Source organism: Flavobacterium crocinum (assembly GCF_003122385.1).
Lineage (GTDB): Bacteria > Bacteroidota > Bacteroidia > Flavobacteriales > Flavobacteriaceae > Flavobacterium > Flavobacterium crocinum.
In genome coordinates this window covers 5,630,767-5,646,078 of the sequence record NZ_CP029255.1, presented here as the reverse complement: position 1 = coordinate 5,646,078, position 15,312 = coordinate 5,630,767, and the positions used below count along the sequence as shown (strand labels likewise).

General features: G+C 29.4%; 18 protein-coding genes. 15 read left to right on the top strand and 3 right to left on the bottom strand.

Annotation, left to right across the window (positions count from 1 at the left end):
• Nucleotides 1-13: 13 nt before the first annotated feature.
• The 14 genes from HYN56_RS23920 to HYN56_RS23855 all read left to right on the top strand — a co-directional run bounded on the left by HYN56_RS23920 (nucleotide 14) and on the right by HYN56_RS23855 (nucleotide 10,561).
• The gene (locus tag HYN56_RS23920; protein WP_109194504.1) at nucleotides 14-1,822 is read left to right on the top strand and encodes a type VI secretion system Vgr family protein; all 1,809 of its coding nucleotides are present in this window, start codon (nucleotides 14-16) and stop codon (nucleotides 1,820-1,822) included.
• Between the two features lie 27 nt (nucleotides 1,823-1,849).
• Nucleotides 1,850-3,376, top strand: a complete 1,527-nt coding sequence (locus HYN56_RS23915; protein ID WP_109194503.1) for a hypothetical protein — start codon at nucleotides 1,850-1,852, stop codon at nucleotides 3,374-3,376.
• 11 nt (nucleotides 3,377-3,387) lie between these two features.
• Entirely contained in the window at nucleotides 3,388-3,975 is a 588-nt protein-coding gene (locus tag HYN56_RS23910) for a hypothetical protein (RefSeq protein WP_109194502.1), read from the top strand.
• Between the two features lie 26 nt (nucleotides 3,976-4,001).
• Nucleotides 4,002-4,523 carry a hypothetical protein gene (locus HYN56_RS23905; protein WP_109194501.1) on the top strand — a complete coding sequence of 174 codons (522 nt, stop codon included), beginning with the start codon at nucleotides 4,002-4,004 and terminating at the stop codon, nucleotides 4,521-4,523.
• 10 nt (nucleotides 4,524-4,533) lie between these two features.
• The gene (locus HYN56_RS23900) at nucleotides 4,534-5,127 is read left to right on the top strand and encodes a hypothetical protein (RefSeq protein ID WP_146194636.1); all 594 of its coding nucleotides are present in this window, start codon (nucleotides 4,534-4,536) and stop codon (nucleotides 5,125-5,127) included.
• A 2-nt stretch (nucleotides 5,128-5,129) separates the two neighbouring features.
• Nucleotides 5,130-5,897: a hypothetical protein gene (locus tag HYN56_RS23895; RefSeq protein ID WP_109194499.1), complete on the top strand. Its 768-nt coding sequence runs from the start codon at nucleotides 5,130-5,132 to the stop codon at nucleotides 5,895-5,897.
• Between the two features lie 240 nt (nucleotides 5,898-6,137).
• Nucleotides 6,138-6,695: a hypothetical protein gene (locus HYN56_RS23890; protein WP_109194498.1), complete on the top strand. Its 558-nt coding sequence runs from the start codon at nucleotides 6,138-6,140 to the stop codon at nucleotides 6,693-6,695.
• Between the two features lie 219 nt (nucleotides 6,696-6,914).
• Nucleotides 6,915-7,565: a hypothetical protein gene (locus tag HYN56_RS23885; RefSeq protein WP_109194497.1), complete on the top strand. Its 651-nt coding sequence runs from the start codon at nucleotides 6,915-6,917 to the stop codon at nucleotides 7,563-7,565.
• 8 nt (nucleotides 7,566-7,573) lie between these two features.
• Nucleotides 7,574-8,155, top strand: a complete 582-nt coding sequence (locus HYN56_RS23880) for a hypothetical protein (protein WP_109194496.1) — start codon at nucleotides 7,574-7,576, stop codon at nucleotides 8,153-8,155.
• A 29-nt stretch (nucleotides 8,156-8,184) separates the two neighbouring features.
• On the top strand, nucleotides 8,185-8,592 hold the full coding sequence (locus tag HYN56_RS23875) for a hypothetical protein (RefSeq protein ID WP_146194635.1): 408 nt from the start codon (nucleotides 8,185-8,187) through the stop codon (nucleotides 8,590-8,592).
• Nucleotides 8,593-8,803: 211 nt separating this feature from the next.
• Nucleotides 8,804-9,169 carry a hypothetical protein gene (locus HYN56_RS23870; RefSeq protein WP_109194494.1) on the top strand — a complete coding sequence of 122 codons (366 nt, stop codon included), beginning with the start codon at nucleotides 8,804-8,806 and terminating at the stop codon, nucleotides 9,167-9,169.
• Between the two features lie 127 nt (nucleotides 9,170-9,296).
• On the top strand, nucleotides 9,297-9,716 hold the full coding sequence (locus tag HYN56_RS23865) for a hypothetical protein (protein ID WP_109194493.1): 420 nt from the start codon (nucleotides 9,297-9,299) through the stop codon (nucleotides 9,714-9,716).
• Between the two features lie 12 nt (nucleotides 9,717-9,728).
• On the top strand, nucleotides 9,729-10,175 hold the full coding sequence (locus HYN56_RS23860; RefSeq protein ID WP_109194492.1) for a hypothetical protein: 447 nt from the start codon (nucleotides 9,729-9,731) through the stop codon (nucleotides 10,173-10,175).
• 197 nt (nucleotides 10,176-10,372) lie between these two features.
• Nucleotides 10,373-10,561 carry a hypothetical protein gene (locus HYN56_RS23855; protein WP_109194491.1) on the top strand — a complete coding sequence of 63 codons (189 nt, stop codon included), beginning with the start codon at nucleotides 10,373-10,375 and terminating at the stop codon, nucleotides 10,559-10,561.
• A gap of 788 nt (nucleotides 10,562-11,349) precedes the next feature.
• Here the strand turns inward: HYN56_RS23855 and HYN56_RS23850 are convergent.
• A complete protein-coding gene (locus HYN56_RS23850; RefSeq protein ID WP_109194490.1) occupies nucleotides 11,350-12,099 on the bottom strand; it encodes a DeoR/GlpR family DNA-binding transcription regulator in 750 nt (249 codons plus the stop codon).
• 89 nt (nucleotides 12,100-12,188) lie between these two features.
• On the opposite strand from HYN56_RS23850, the gene HYN56_RS23845 reads away from it, so the two are divergent.
• Nucleotides 12,189-12,722, top strand: a complete 534-nt coding sequence (locus HYN56_RS23845) for a 5' nucleotidase, NT5C type (RefSeq protein ID WP_109194489.1) — start codon at nucleotides 12,189-12,191, stop codon at nucleotides 12,720-12,722.
• Between the two features lie 273 nt (nucleotides 12,723-12,995).
• Here HYN56_RS23845 and HYN56_RS23840 read toward each other — a convergent pair whose 3' ends face one another.
• A complete protein-coding gene (locus tag HYN56_RS23840; RefSeq protein ID WP_109194488.1) occupies nucleotides 12,996-14,735 on the bottom strand; it encodes a tetratricopeptide repeat-containing sensor histidine kinase in 1,740 nt (579 codons plus the stop codon).
• 58 nt (nucleotides 14,736-14,793) lie between these two features.
• The gene (locus tag HYN56_RS23835) at nucleotides 14,794-14,973 is read right to left on the bottom strand and encodes a hypothetical protein (protein WP_109194487.1); all 180 of its coding nucleotides are present in this window, start codon (nucleotides 14,971-14,973) and stop codon (nucleotides 14,794-14,796) included.
• Between the last annotated feature and the right edge of the window lie 339 nt (nucleotides 14,974-15,312).

The following is a 15,312-nucleotide window of genomic DNA, read 5'->3' as shown; positions in this document are numbered from 1 at the left end:
AAACTTATAAGCTATGAGTAAATTTTCAGAACAAGTTCATATTTCGATCAGCACTTTTAAAAAAAACATTGTTTACTATGATTTAAAGCTGACACAGTCAATGGCAAACCACCATTACTTTTCTTTTGTCTGGCAATACACTGCAGAAGCTGTAATTGATCCTGAAAAACAAGCCAATGCAGTTTCAAAATATATTGGAAGTGAAGTTATTTTTACTTTTAAAGTCAACGGAATTAAGTTAATGTCTAAAGGTATAGTTCGAGGCTTAAAATCAATAGATCGTCATGGCAGTCCGGCAGGCCTTCATGTTTACGGAATAAGTCATACTGTTTTTCTTGAGGACGGTCCTAAATCAAGAATTTTTCTAGATAAAAATCTTCAGCAGATTGCACTTGAAATATTTGCAGAAACCCAATCCGATGAATTTTATCAGACACAAGCCATTAGACCAACTTATACCAAAAGTTTTTCTTTTAAACCACAGTATAACGAAACCAGCTTTAATTTCATAAAACGTCTCTCTGAACGCTATGGACAATGGTTTTATTTTGACGGAATGCGAATGCAGTTTGGAGAAACTAAAGCCACCAATATTAAACTAATTAACGGTTCGTCACTGCATGAGTTTACAATAGAAACCAATCTGTTTTCGCATAAAAGTTCTTTTGGAAGTTATGATTACCTCACGGCATCAAACATTCGGAATTCGGCATTGGTTAATGATAATGGAAGCCGAGATAGATTTACTTCCTCAATGGTTTGGAATCAGTTAGCCGTAACAACAAAAGAATTAAATGTAGGTACTTATACCAATAATGCGCAGAACAAAGAGGAAATTGATGAAATGGTCAAACTGCAAACTTCGGCGCATAATGCCAATTGTGTTTTTTACAGTGGTATATCCTATTTTCCAATTGGTGTCGGACAGGTTTTTAGCATTCAAAATAAAACAGTCGAACATAGCCTGATAGCCGTAGAAGTTATTCATCATTCTCAAGTAAATGGTGATTACAAATGTGAGTTCAAAGCCATTCCATCTGATGTTGTGGTACCACATTATACCAATGTAAATGTATTCGCTTTTGCCGAAGCACAGCCTGCAAAAATAACTGACAATAACGATCCCGAAGGTCTGGGACGTGTTAAAGTGCAATATTATTGGAATGGCTGGGGCAATGAGAGCGAATGGATGCGCGTAACACAGCTATATGCCGGATCAGGAAAGGGCGGTTATTTCAGACCTGAAATTGGCGAAGAGGTTCAGGTTAGTTTTCAGGGAGGCAATGCCGAATGCCCGTATGTTTCAGGTACGTATTACAACGGAAAAGAAAAACCGGAGTTTTTTGACCCGAAGAATATGATAAAAGGCTGGAAACTTCGATTTGGAATGCTGTTTAAGTTTATAGAAAAAGTGGGAATCTGGCTTTCTGATCCGAGCGGTAATGAACTACATATGAATGAAGAAACAAAAAGTACTACTATAACTGTTCCGGAAACATTGACCCTTAATTGTAAAAATTTAATAATAAATGCTTCTGAGAGTATTACTACTAATGCTGGAATGAATATTTCTGAAACAGCAACAATTAATAAATCTACAAATGTTGGAGGGATGTTAAATACAAATGTTATAGGGAACAGCATGTTTTATGTGCGTGGTAATCATGATGAATTTATCGATGGAGATTTAAATTCAGATATAAAGAAAGATAAAAACTATACAGTTGCAGGAAAAAACAGGCATCAAAGTGAAAATGGACATGAATTTCATTCTGATACAACTATAAAAAATAATAGTTCTGAGGATACAACACAAAACTAATTAACAGGACGCTAATAACTAAAAGTTATGACTAAGACTAGATATGTCGGTGGCAATGCCACTTATATTGTAAGAGGAACAACAAGAGAATTTGCCAACGAAATAGAAATAAACTCCAACGGGCGTATCGATTATTATGCTCAAGAATATACTTATGGAGAGCCAGAACCCAGACCAGTTAGAGAAGAACCAGAAAAAGCTTTCTCAGGCTGGTGGAGTCCGGATTATGAAGGAATGAGAAACATACCAGAACAAGACTCCAATTGGCCAAAAGCCTATTTGGAAGAAACGGTTTATTTTCAATTAAATGTAAGTGAAAGCATCCCTGTTGGAACAAGCATAACCTTTCAGCTTTGGGATAAAAACACTCCTTTTAAAGATCTGACCATCTTTGATAATCCAAAATTTGATGGACAAATGGTTTTCAAAACCGTTATGGTTAGAGAAGTAAACGGACAGCACAGAATAACAATAGAATTGTATTTGAACCCAAAATGGCACATTGAAATTAAAAAAGATGAAAAAGGAAGTATTAACAGCTGTCTTGAATTTTACTGGACTTGGAAATATCATAATACTTACTGGAAATCTAACAACAATATACTTGATGTATATCGTTCTAAAACAACTTTGTTTATAAAGCCTGCCTTTGAAGGCTATGGTTTTCCAGAAATCAGGTCTGCAGATGGAGAGATAATAGTCTTCTCAGCAGGTATAGTAGCTACTGAAGAGCCATCAAAAGAACTTGAGAATGTAATGGACAAGATTTGTGAGAATATAAAAAACAATGCGATGTTCGAATTGCGAGAGGAAATGGTTAAACATAGTGATAAACTTAGATTTTCTATTGCAATAAAACAACTTAAAAAAGGACATCTTGTAAATAATATGGGTAAGTTAGAATACAGTAGTAGAATTTATACTAAACCTGTATTTGATAATGGCGGTGAATTGTACGAAATTACCCAAGCAGCCAATTTTGGTTATAAAAAAGAAGGTAAAGTTGTAACTACTAAAGGAATAAGTCAATTGGATTATTTTAAACAGGTTGGGATACGTAATGCAATATTAAAAAATGCTGAAAAATTAAACTTCATTATAAATAGCATCGATACAATAAAATTTGGAATGGATGGAAAAATGGAGACTCTTACCACAATGTTTGTTCCTTTAGACTTTTTGAATGCTGTCGTATATCCAAGTATTAGTAAACCTATTGAAAAAGTATGGGATGGAATGGTTTTAGATGCTGTTGAAGAAGCAAAAGATAAAGGACTCAGAGGTATTTATAATTTAGCAAATGCTACATGGTTCAAGAAAGATAACTATGGAGATTATAAATATACAAGAATAGGTCAAAAAACTCTAGATAATTTAATTCAAGGAAGAATTAAAACTTTAAAAGAAATGCGACATTCTGAAACAACCCTTAAAGAAACAATGGATAAATATGAATACGAAGATACTTTGTTATATACTATTTTTCATTACACAAAAACAGATAAAGATACGGACAAAGAAATTACATACGTTGATGCAATTTTTATTAACTAATAATTAAAATCATGAAATATCTATATGTATTATTATTGGGTTTGAGTTTGATTTCTTGCGAATTTAAAGAACCTATTGAAATCACACAAATTATATCTAAAGAGATGGTAATCCTAGAAGATAATTATAAAGATCGTAGCGCAACAAAAGACAGCATACGAATAAGCATTCCATTAGAATTTGAAGTAAATATGGATTCTTCTACTAGATATGTCGTTTGGTTCTATCGAGTTGATAAAAAAACATTAATGGATGATGCTTTTGATTATGAGGTTTACAATAAACAAGACAAAACAAAGCAAATATTTCAAATAGATTCAGATTTAGCTAACAATAAACTGATAAATATTATTATTAAACAAAATAACTATTTAATTTCTAAAAGGGATGCACAAAAACTTCTCAAAAAATATAATATCAACAAATCTTTAGAAAATTTAAAATCACATGATATAATAAGACTGACCACTTATGATAAGTTTAGAAATGAAAATAAAACACTCATTAATGACTTTAATAAAATTCCTGATTCTATTCATTTTAAAGCAATGAGAGGTAAGAAAGAGAATTTTTATGTGGTGAAAAAAATCAATTGGTAAGAAAAACAAAATAATAAATAAGCCAATTGGATTATTTTAAACAGGTTGGGGTACGTAATGCAATATTAAAAAATGCGGAAAAATTGAACTTCATCATAAACAGTATAGATACAATCAAATTTGGAATGGATGGAAAAATGGAGACTCTTACAACGATGTTTGTTCCTTTAGACTTTTTGAATGCGGTGGTTTATCCAAGCATAAGTAAACCTATTGAAAAAGTATGGGATGATATTGTCGCATATGATGTTGAAAAAGCAAAAGACAATGGACTTAGAGGAATTTATGAATTGGCAAAGGGAAAATTATTTAATGAAGAAAAATATGGGAACTATGAATATAGCGTTATCGATCAGGAAATATTAAATAAGCTATTAAAAGGAGAAATTAAAACTTTACAGGAGTTAAAAAATATGCAAGAAATTCGATTAATAAAAAGTAACTATGACAAATCAATATTAATATATACAATCTTGCATTTTACAAAAGAAGACGAAAAGACTAAAGAGCAAACTACTTACATAGATTCCATTTTTATAAATGAATAATTTTAAAAATATGAAACAACTTATATTTACATTGTTAATTATTATACTTTTTTCCTGTAACTCAAGAGCACCAATCGATGTTAAGCAAATTGATTCTCAAGAGGCAGTAACTATTTTACCAAGTCTTAAAAACCCTTTAATAAAAGATAGTCTTTCTTTGAGTATTCCAATAGAACTGGAAATTCACATAAACTCCTCGAAAGTCTCTTATATAACTTGGAATTATATAGTTAATGGCAAAAGTCAATATGATGATACTTTTGATTATCAGGTTTATAACAAGCGAAATAAGACACATCCCATATCTAATTTAAATGCTAATGATTTATCACACAGCAGGAAAATAATTAATATAATTCTGAAAGAAAGAAACCATCTGATTTCAAAAAAAGAGGCTAAAGAATTATTAAAAAAATACCATATCAATAGGTCTTTAGACAATTTAAAGTTTGGTGATACTATAAAACTGACAACTTATGATAAATTCAAAAAAGAGAATAAAGAAATAATTAAAAATATCACTAAGATTAATGACTCTATTAGTTTTAAGGTAACTAGAGGTGAGAAATATTTTTTCTTTCTAGATAAAAAAATCAATTGGTAGATATGAAAAAATACAAAAAGACTTTTATCACTATTATAACTTGCTTTTTAATTGTAATAATGTGGAATTATTTTAAAAAACCAATTACAATAAAAGAAGAAAGAGCAACTAATGTTCCAATAAAGTTTAGTGTAGATCTAAATGAAGACTGGGAAAAGGTCATCAACGTATACATCCCTTATAAAATTGAAATTAAAAACAATAGATTAAAAATGATTCGACTAAATTCATTTGATGATGGAAATAGTGGGAATGTTACTGACTTAACTTACAATACTGCAGCCTTCGAATTGAGTAATCTTTATTATAATGAATATAGTGATCTTTATTATGATGAATATAAAGAATCGTTTAATAATCTACAGCTTAAATATAGGGCTAGTATTTTCCCCTTTTTTAGCAGGACTTTTTACTATTACAAAAGACATCAATTTATCGAAGAGAAATTGCATTGTAAATTTAATTTTAATGAACTTGATTATAATGATTATAGCGAACAATTTAAATTTTTATCAGAAACTCTTAATGTTCCCATAAATAAAAAAGTAATTGATAGTTTGTATAAAGCAGACGAAAATAAAAGATTTAACATCTACTTCTATGATAATAGAAATTTAGGTATGCCAATGTTTATTGAGACAAGATTTAATAGTAATGAGCAAATCTATATTGATGTATTTGACACTATTAAAAATATGAATCGAGAACAAATGGAAAAGTATTATAGAACAAATTTTACTAAAAGAATTGATCTCAAAAATAAAAAATAATAGAAACTTAAACTTCTTCTTTGCCAACCAGCATTTCGAAACATACAATAAAAGTAAAAATAAAAATCCTGATTCAATTGATTTTAAAGCAATGAGAGGTAAGGATGAGAATTTTTATACTTCAAAAAAAATCAATTGGTAAAAGGCTACGTAAAATTTATCATGCTACTAAGCAGAATTAACAATAATTCTGCAAAATATCGTAACACATTTTGCAGAGTAAATTAAAGACTAAAAAATATGAAATTTATAATTGTATTCGTGTTTTTAACACAACAGTTCGTTTTCTCTCAACAAAAAGATATTGATTTCTCACCCTTAAATAAAGAGACTTTTCAAGTTAGACTTAACTCAGTAACTTATAAGTTTTCTGTTCTGGCTAGTAAATATAAAAACCGTTATGATCTCGCTAGAGACACAATATTAAAAGAAGGAAATTACATAATTAAATACGATGATTTTTTTACAAAATTTTCAATAAATAAAGCTGGCAAAATTGACGGAAAACTTGATGAAAAGTTTATAAAGCGTGGTGAAACATATACGATTAAATACATAGTGACAGATGGCTTTGTAGATAAAGCTACTTTATATGATTTTAAGAATAGTCTAATTCATGACAGCGATGTCTATTATTGCGGAGACATTATTGAAATAGTGAGGATTACGGCAAGTGGTGAGAAAATAATAACAATTGAAACTCTCCACACCACAGAAATTAGAAAATATGATAAAAATGGCGCTTTTTTAGATGAAGAAATATGGAATAAAGCTGGAATAGGTGGTCCTGGTAAATAAATGAAGAGTATTTACATATATAGTATTCATGATTAATAAATACCCCGCTCCCGCACGAATCCTTTCGTGTGGAGGTATGCAGGTCAAGTCTAATTTTCTTTATTAAACTTTAATTTATAAAACAGTAAAAATTTAGATTAAGCGGAAACTTACCACACGAAAGGATTCGTGCGGGAGCGGGGGGTAAGACAATTGAAGAGAGGATATTTGGCAAACAATATGGGTAAAATAGAATTTAGCCGTAAAATATATACTAAACCAGTTTACGACAATAGCGGTGAACTTTATGAAGTTACGAAGGCAGGAAATTTTGGTTATAGAAAAGATGGAAAAATAGTGACGACAAAAGGAATAAGCCAGCTTGATTATTTTAAGGAAGTTGGCACATTTAACACCATAGCAAAAGCTTCTAAAGAATTACTAGGAATATTCGATTTTGCCTCTGATGTAATAAGTTTTGCAATGGATGAAGATCCAAAAAGTATTATGACTGGTTTTGCACCGTTAGATTTTCTTGTCGCAATAATTTCCCCAAGTATCACAGAATCTATAATCGAAACATGGGACAATGTTGTTTTTGATTTAGCTGAAAAAGCAAAAGATAAAGGAGTACGAGGAATTAATGATTTTATATTAACTAATGCTGGAAAAGACAGTAGGTATGGATATAATTTTTTAGAAATAAATCAAATTATACTTGATAAATTACTTAAAGAAGAAATAAAAAAAATAGACGATTTACAAAACTTACAAAGAGAGAACAATAATTTTTCATCTTCTCCCTCTTACATACTTTTTTATTACAAACAAAAAGAGAAAGATAAAGATGAAGAAGCAACTATAATTGATTGCATATTTATTAACTTATAAATAATACAATGAAAAAAATAATTTTGTTAGCCTTTACAATATGCGCTATAAATTCCTGTAAAAAAAAAGAACCTATTACCATAAAGCAAATTATTTCAGATCAAATTGTTACTATTACTCCAAATCTAAAAAAAATAGATGCAAAAGATAGTGTCTCAATAAATATTCCAGCAGAGTTTGAAATAGAAACATATGATTCCTCTTTAGAATCCATTGATTTATATTACGTAATAAATCAAAAAAATTTAATGCAAATTTCAGAATTTGAAATGTTTATTAATAATAAGCCAATAAACAATTTAAAGTTTTATTTATCAGTAGAAAAACCACTTAGAATTATTCTTAGAGAAAAGAATCATTTAATATCTAAAAATTATGCTAGAGAATTATTAAAACGTTATAATATAAATCATTCATTAGAAGATTTTAAATTAGGTGACACAATAAAATTAATTTCTTACAATCAATTTCGAAAAGAAAACTCTTTCATTTTAAACGACCTAAGAAAAGTGGGAGGTACTATAATTATTACGACTAGAAAAAAGGGAGAGGAAATTTACAAACCAACAAAAATTAAAATCAATTGGTAAAATCTAAATCAGATGTAATAAGTTTTGCCATGGATGAAGATCCAAAAACTATTATGACTGGTTTTACTCCTTTAGATTTTCTTGTAACATTAGTTATGCCAAGTATTAGTGAGTCTATAATTGAATCTTGGGATCGTCCTGTGTACGAATTGGCCGAAAAAGCAAAAGATAAAGGTATTCGTGGTATTAATGATTTTTTATTAACCAGTAGTGGACAACAAAGTAGGTATGGGTTCAATATTTTAGAAATAAATCAAATCGTATTGAATAAATTACTCAGAGGAGAAATAAAAACAATTGACCAATTGAGGGACTTAAAAAATAAAAATAAACAAAATGAATTTTCTATGATGTATACTCTTTTCTATAGCTCCGTATATAATCAAGATGAAGACAAATATATTACAACAATTGATTCAATATTTATTAATAACTAAATTGTATGAAATTTCACTCAATAATTATATTATTTCTTATATCAGCTTGTCAAAATAAAGCTTTTGTAACATTACAACAATTGGAAAGTAATGAATATATATATATATATAAAGTGATTACAAAAATAAAGACTCTCTAATTTTAGAGATCCCAATAGAATATAAAATTATTAATAATTTAGATACAGAAATTGATAAATCTATTATTTATATGACTCATAATGGTAAACTCTTAAAAGATTTAGATGATTTTATAGTTTACGATAAAAATCAACACGATGAAATTTTGAAAACAGAAAGGAAAATAAAACAGCAAGAAGAATTACATTTAATTATTAGAGAAAATTATATATATATAACCAAAAATGAGGCTCGAAAAATTTTTTCAAAATATAAGATTGATAAAAATATAATTGAAATTCAAAAGTCTGTTAAAATTATAAGTTTTAATAGATTCAAAAAAGAGAATCCAATCACAATGAAACAATTTATTAACCACCAGAATGATTCAATAATTTTGTCAAATTATAACAAAGGAGATTTAATTTTCACAAATAGAAAAAAAATAAATTGGTAAAAAAATCAAGTAATGAATAAGCCAAATAGATTATTTTAAAGAAGTTGGCACATTTAACACCATAGCAAAAGCTTCTAAAGAATTATTAGGAATATTCGATTTTGCATCAGATGTAATAAGTTTTGCCATGGATGAAGATCCAAAAACTATTATCACTGGTTTTGCACCGTTAGATTTTCTTGTAACATTGGTTATGCCTAGTATTAGTGAATCCATTATAGAAACATGGGATAATGTTGTATTCGAATTAGCAGAAAAAGCTAAAGATAAAGGTATTAGAGGTATTAATGAGTTTTTACAAAGTCCTGGCGGGAAAGAGAAAAGATATGAATTTAATATTACTGAAATTAACCAAATATTGTTAGATAAATTATTAAAAGGTGAAATAAAAACGATTGAAGAATTAAAAATTTTAAAAGATGATGAAATGATTAAAAATAATTACAATCAATCTATGTTTATTTATAGTATTTTTCACTATAAAAAACAATCTAAAAATTCAGAAGAAAATACAGTAACATGCGTAGATACTATTTTTATAAATTAAAATTAAAAAAAAATGAGAAAAGCATACTTATATACTATATTTTATTTATTAGCTTCTTGTAAACAAAATGACCCCATAGAAATTAAGCAGATAGATTCAAAAGAAATAGTAACGATTCTACCAAGTTTGAAAAATCCTCTGATAAAAGATAGTATTTGTATCAGTATTCCAAGTGAATTTGAAGTAATTAAAAAATCTTCTGAAATTATTGATATTGATATTTTCTACCTTCTGGATGGAAAACGTTTATTAGATGATTTTATCGATTACCAAGTTTTTAATAAAAATGATAAAACAAAACCTATTCATTCATTAATGCCATACTTATCATCTAACGAATCAATTCATATTCTTATAAAAGAAAGAAATCATTTAATTTCAAAAAATGATGCAAAAGAATTGCTTAAAAAATACAATATAAACCGATCTATAGAAAATTTAAAATTGGAGATACTATAAAACTAATATCATATGATAAATTTAATATCGAGAATCACCATATGGTCAATGATTTTAATAAAATTAATGATTCAATTGTATTGGGGGTTTGGTTGAAAGGTGAAAAAAAAGTTTATGTGAAAAGAAAAATTAATTGGTAGTCTTCTAAAGAGTTATTAGGAATATTCGATTTTGCATCAGATGTAATAAGTTTTGCAATGGATGAAGATCCAAAAACTATTATGACTGGTTTTGCTCCTATAGATTTTATTGTAACATTAGTTATGCCAAGTATTAGTGAATCCATTATAGAAACATGGGATAATGTAATTTATGAATTAGCAGAAAAAGCAAAAGATAAAGGTATTGGTGGTATCAATGATTTTTTATTAACTAGTGGATCTTAAGAAGATAGATATAAATATAAAACAACTCAAATAAATCAAGAAATACTGGATAAATTATTGAGAGGCGAATTTAAAACTATAGATGAAATAATTGATTTAAAAAGAAATCAAATTAATTTCCAATCTCCACTTTCTTACACTCTTTTTCACTACTTCCAAAAATTAGAGAATGAAGATAAAATAATAACAGTCATTGATAGTATTTTCATTAATCAATAACTCTTACCAATATAATTTATGAAAAGAATATATTTTTATGCGTTTGCCCTCTTAATAATTTCTTGTAGAGAGAAAGAACCTATTACTATAAAAGAAATTGTTTCAAATGAAGAAGTTACAATTACTTCTAATACAAAAAAACTTTAATAAAAGATAGTGTATCCCCGCTGGCGCGAGCGCCCCGCTCGTGCCTATTGCGAATTACAACAAAAGCCCCGCTCACGCACGAATCCTTTCGTGTGGCGATATGCTTGACCAGTCTAATTTATTTTATTAAATTTCACGTTATAAAAAAATGAGAGAAAATTAAGGAAAAACTTATCATACGAAGATTTACGAGGTATTGGTGACAGATGGAAATAATTTCGCCAATTAATTTGTAGAGAAAGAAAGCCTTTCAGGAGTAAAATTCTGAAAGGCTTTTTTGCGGTTTAAAAATATATTAACCTATTGCATCTTATGAAACTGATTACCCTAGCCCAGACAGAAGCGGCATCCTTTGCTTGCCTTCTTTAGGCAAGGAAAGATATAGCGGATGGCTGGAAATAGCTCCTTATTATTTCAAAAGATTACAGAATTGTTAATCCGGTGTTTTTGTAGGCTTTTAAAATTTCTTCTTCCGGCGAAACATTCGTTACCAAAACATTTATGTCTTTTATTGGGCAAACAAAATAAGATTCGGCAGTTTCTACTTTTTCTATCGAACTCAATGCGATTACAAAATTGGAATTTTGAACCATATTCTTTTTAAGCATCGAATCATCATATAAAATCCCTGTAATACCGCGTTCGTGATGAATACTGCAGATTCCTAAAATGCAGACATCGGCTCTGAAATTTCTAAAAAAATCCATTGTTTCAATACTTGAAGTGGTAAAAGAAGTTTTACACATTTTACCGCCCGCAAAAATTAAATCAATGTTAGGTAAATCTTCCACTAACGAGGCGACCGGAAAACTATTGGTAATAACCGTTAATTTTAGATCGTAAGGAAAGCTTGCTACTAAAGCTAAAGAAGTTGTCCCTCCATCAATAAAAACGACTTGTCCGTCTTTTAAATAAGAAATCGCTTTTTGGGCAATAATCTTTTTGTTTTCGATATCGTGTTTTTCTCTTTTTCTGTAATGTAACGGAATAGGAGAAGGGGCAACCGCGCCGCCGCGAACTGCTTTTAAAAGTCCCTGATCTGAAAGCTCCTTTAAATCACGTCTTATGGTGTCTTCTGAAACGCTCAGGTATTCGCTTAATTCTATGGAGGTTACGCGATGTTCTTTAGCTAAGTACTCTAAAATGGCTTTTTGACGTTCTTCCTTTTTCATTTCTTTTTGCGGTTTTATATTGCAAAAATACGTTAAAAATTGCAATATATTGCAATTTTTGCATAATTTTACCGCAAAATAATTTTACAATGAAAAAGAAAACAATTGCAATCGATATGGACGGCGTACTGGCTGATTTTGAATCTCAGCTAATAGATCACTATAATACAGCTTACGGAACTAGTTTAACCAAAGAAAGTATTCAGGGTTTAAGTGAAGAAGAGGCTTTTAAGGAAAGAGATTTGTTATTTAAAGTTTTAAATAAGGATAATTTTTTCAGAACCTTGCCTGTAATGCAGGATGCGGTTGAAAGTGTGCGAGAGTTACAAAAGAATTTTGAAATTTTTATTGTTTCTGCCGCGACAGAATTTCCGGTTTCTCTTGCAGAAAAAGTGGCCTGGCTTGGAGAATATTTTCCTTTTATTAAATGGGAAAATATTGTTCTATGCGGAAGTAAAAGAATCATCAATACCGATTATATGATAGATGATCACTGTAAAAATCTGGATTATTGTATCGGAAAACCAATTATGTTTACAGCATTTCATAATGTGAACCAAACACATCATTTGAGGGTAAATAACTGGAAAGAGGCAGTTGCCGTTTTAAACGAAACATTATAAGCTTATAAAAGGTTATAATTTTATTGTTTTTGAAGAGAAAAGCCTTTCGGAAGATTCTGAAAGGCTTTTTAGTTTATACTTTAATTCTTTAGGTGAAATTTTTTTTAAAAAATATTTTAACACATAGAAACATAGATTTTGTAATGAAAAAGAGATCAAAAGAAACAAGTTTCTACACATAGCTGAACTATGTGCATTTAAATTAGTGAAACGCCTTTTTTAAATCATCAAATAACTATGTTTCTATGTGTTTAAAATAATTGTACCAATAAACTAAGCTTTTATTAGCGTTTGTTCCGGCATTGTTATTTTTACTCTAAAGCCTTTGTCTGGTTCTGTTTCAAGATCAATAGTTCCGTTAACGGCTATAATGCGGTTTACCATGTTTTGAAGACCATTTTTTACAATAGTACTTTTTTCGCAACCCACACCATTGTCCATATAATTGATAAAGATCGTTTTTAGGTCACTTTCAAATTTTATTACCACAAGGTTTGCCTTACTGTGTTTTTTCATATTGACCATTAATTCCTGTAAAATTCGGCTAATGGTAATCTTTTTCATATCATCGATCGATTCCCAGTTTATTTCTTCTAAATTGGTCACGATGATGTTTCTTTCGCGGGTATTATAAGCCGAAAGCATTTCTTTGATGCTTCGGGTAAAATTGATTCCGGTATCGATACTATTATTTTCTCTTGAAATTCCTCTGACACGTCCGTAAATGTCGTCTAATTTTTGAAGCAGATTCTCTCTGGTACTTTCTGCAGATAAAGACTGAGATTCGGTAAAAGCAATTACATTAAATACGTCATTAGCCAGCTCATCGTGTATTTTTTTTGCGATTCGGGTTTCGGTATCGTAAGAAGTTTTAAATTCTATTGCTTTGTTTTTATTTTTATAATAACGGATTAAAATGGCAATTAAAATCACTAAGAAAACAAATACAATTACAAATACAATTCGCATGTAACTGGCTTTTTGCAGCGATAGTTCATTTTCGGCTTTTTCTAAACGAAGTTTTTCATTTTCGTCTTTTTCTTTTTTAGAATCGTATTTAATCTTGGCAAACTTATTTTTAAAGTTGTTTCTCACTTTAATAATACTGTCATTTAAGGCAAAATACTTTTGCACATATTTGGTGTCCTGTGCACTGTGATTATTGGAAATTAAAATTTGAAGTGCTTCCAGTCTTTCGTCAACACTATTGAGTTTTGTGGCTGTATTATAAGCCAAAAGAGCATTTTCGTCTGATTTTTGAAGATCTTTTTTAGAATAGTAGTCGGCAAGGTGTAGATAACTTTCAATGCTTCCGTAAGTGTCTTTAGTCTTAATTCTAATTTGAAGACCTTCATTCATTAAATCAAATCCCTTTTTATCAAATCCTTTTTTAAAGTAAGCGTAACCTAAATTGTCATTAAAACTTGATTTTTGATTTTCTTTAACTTTCTCCATTAATATTTTTTTACTTAAAGGAGATTCTAAGAGAAATTCTAAAATAGTGATTGCATTATCATATTTTTTTTGTTGAATATTGACAGCTGCAATGTTGCTTAAAGGTCCTTGTTTTTCACTAAGATTGATGAAGTCATCTACTGATTTTTTGTAATAAAATATAGCGTCATCATAAAGAGAAAGTTCTTTGTCAGCAATTCCTAGAATATTATTTATACAAGCAGTGTGATTTTTGTTTTTCTTAGTATAAGGTAATGCTTCGGTAACTGTTTCTTTACTACCATAATAATCGCCATTCACTTGTTGAATAGATGCCATTTGAATGAGTATATAAGCAATATTGGCACTATCTTTTAATGTTTCGTATAGTGCTTTTGATCTATTGAACTCATAGAAAGCCGTGTTGAAGTTTTGTTTTTCATAATTTTCATCAGCTTTATCTCGTAAAGCAAGTGCCTCTTTTCGTATAGATTCGTTATCATTATTAATTATCTTTTTTTCCTGACAGGAAAAAAGAAAAAGTGGTATTATGAAATAAAAAAACGGGGAGCGTAACATGTAAATTTACTTTCCCCGAAAATAGTAATTAATTGCATACTAAAAATATATTTTTAGCTTATGGTTTTGTAGGTGGAGTTTTATTATCACCAGGACCATCAGGTTTATCATCACCAGCTTTTAATTTATCGATGTTTTTCTCGATTTTTTTTGTTGGTTGTGTCTCATACTCATCCGGAGTACAAGAAAATATAGTGAACAATAGCGCAAAAGCGATAAATAGTATTAATTTTTTCATTTTGATTTGATTTAGAAATTAGACATAGGTGTGGCTGTCCGGAATGATCCGAAGTCTTTTTTGGCGACACCAAATTGTTTTTTGGGGAAGTACTTGTGTAGAACTGTAAGACGTAATTTATACTTCCCGAATAAACCCGGTCTTACGGTTTTCCACAATGTGAATTAGAACTAGTTTTATATATTTGTTTTAGTCTGCAGACAAAACTTGAACTAATTTCTGATGCAAAGGAAAGGCACTTTTAGAGCACTGTAGATAAGGTATTCCCGAAATTCCCGCGTTTTCCCAAGATTCCCGAGAATTCCCAATACAATAAAAAGGCAATGCCTGTTTTTTTAT

Bases quoted from the DNA above. Each gene is read 5' to 3' on its own strand.
- HYN56_RS23920 (WP_109194504.1), top strand. From the start codon at position 14: ATGAGTAAATTTTCAGAACAAGTTCATATTTCGATCAGCACTTTTAAA.
- HYN56_RS23915 (WP_109194503.1), top strand. From the start codon at position 1,850: ATGACTAAGACTAGATATGTCGGTGGCAATGCCACTTATATTGTAAGA.
- HYN56_RS23910 (WP_109194502.1), top strand. From the start codon at position 3,388: ATGAAATATCTATATGTATTATTATTGGGTTTGAGTTTGATTTCTTGC.
- HYN56_RS23900 (WP_146194636.1), top strand. From the start codon at position 4,534: ATGAAACAACTTATATTTACATTGTTAATTATTATACTTTTTTCCTGT.
- HYN56_RS23895 (WP_109194499.1), top strand. From the start codon at position 5,130: ATGAAAAAATACAAAAAGACTTTTATCACTATTATAACTTGCTTTTTA.
- HYN56_RS23890 (WP_109194498.1), top strand. From the start codon at position 6,138: ATGAAATTTATAATTGTATTCGTGTTTTTAACACAACAGTTCGTTTTC.
- HYN56_RS23885 (WP_109194497.1), top strand. From the start codon at position 6,915: ATGGGTAAAATAGAATTTAGCCGTAAAATATATACTAAACCAGTTTAC.
- HYN56_RS23880 (WP_109194496.1), top strand. From the start codon at position 7,574: ATGAAAAAAATAATTTTGTTAGCCTTTACAATATGCGCTATAAATTCC.
- HYN56_RS23875 (WP_146194635.1), top strand. From the start codon at position 8,185: ATGGATGAAGATCCAAAAACTATTATGACTGGTTTTACTCCTTTAGAT.
- HYN56_RS23870 (WP_109194494.1), top strand. From the start codon at position 8,804: ATGACTCATAATGGTAAACTCTTAAAAGATTTAGATGATTTTATAGTT.
- HYN56_RS23865 (WP_109194493.1), top strand. From the start codon at position 9,297: ATGGATGAAGATCCAAAAACTATTATCACTGGTTTTGCACCGTTAGAT.
- HYN56_RS23860 (WP_109194492.1), top strand. From the start codon at position 9,729: ATGAGAAAAGCATACTTATATACTATATTTTATTTATTAGCTTCTTGT.
- HYN56_RS23855 (WP_109194491.1), top strand. From the start codon at position 10,373: ATGGATGAAGATCCAAAAACTATTATGACTGGTTTTGCTCCTATAGAT.
- HYN56_RS23850 (WP_109194490.1), bottom strand. From the start codon at position 12,099: ATGAAAAAGGAAGAACGTCAAAAAGCCATTTTAGAGTACTTAGCTAAA.
- HYN56_RS23845 (WP_109194489.1), top strand. From the start codon at position 12,189: ATGAAAAAGAAAACAATTGCAATCGATATGGACGGCGTACTGGCTGAT.
- HYN56_RS23840 (WP_109194488.1), bottom strand. From the start codon at position 14,735: ATGTTACGCTCCCCGTTTTTTTATTTCATAATACCACTTTTTCTTTTT.
- HYN56_RS23835 (WP_109194487.1), bottom strand. From the start codon at position 14,973: ATGAAAAAATTAATACTATTTATCGCTTTTGCGCTATTGTTCACTATA.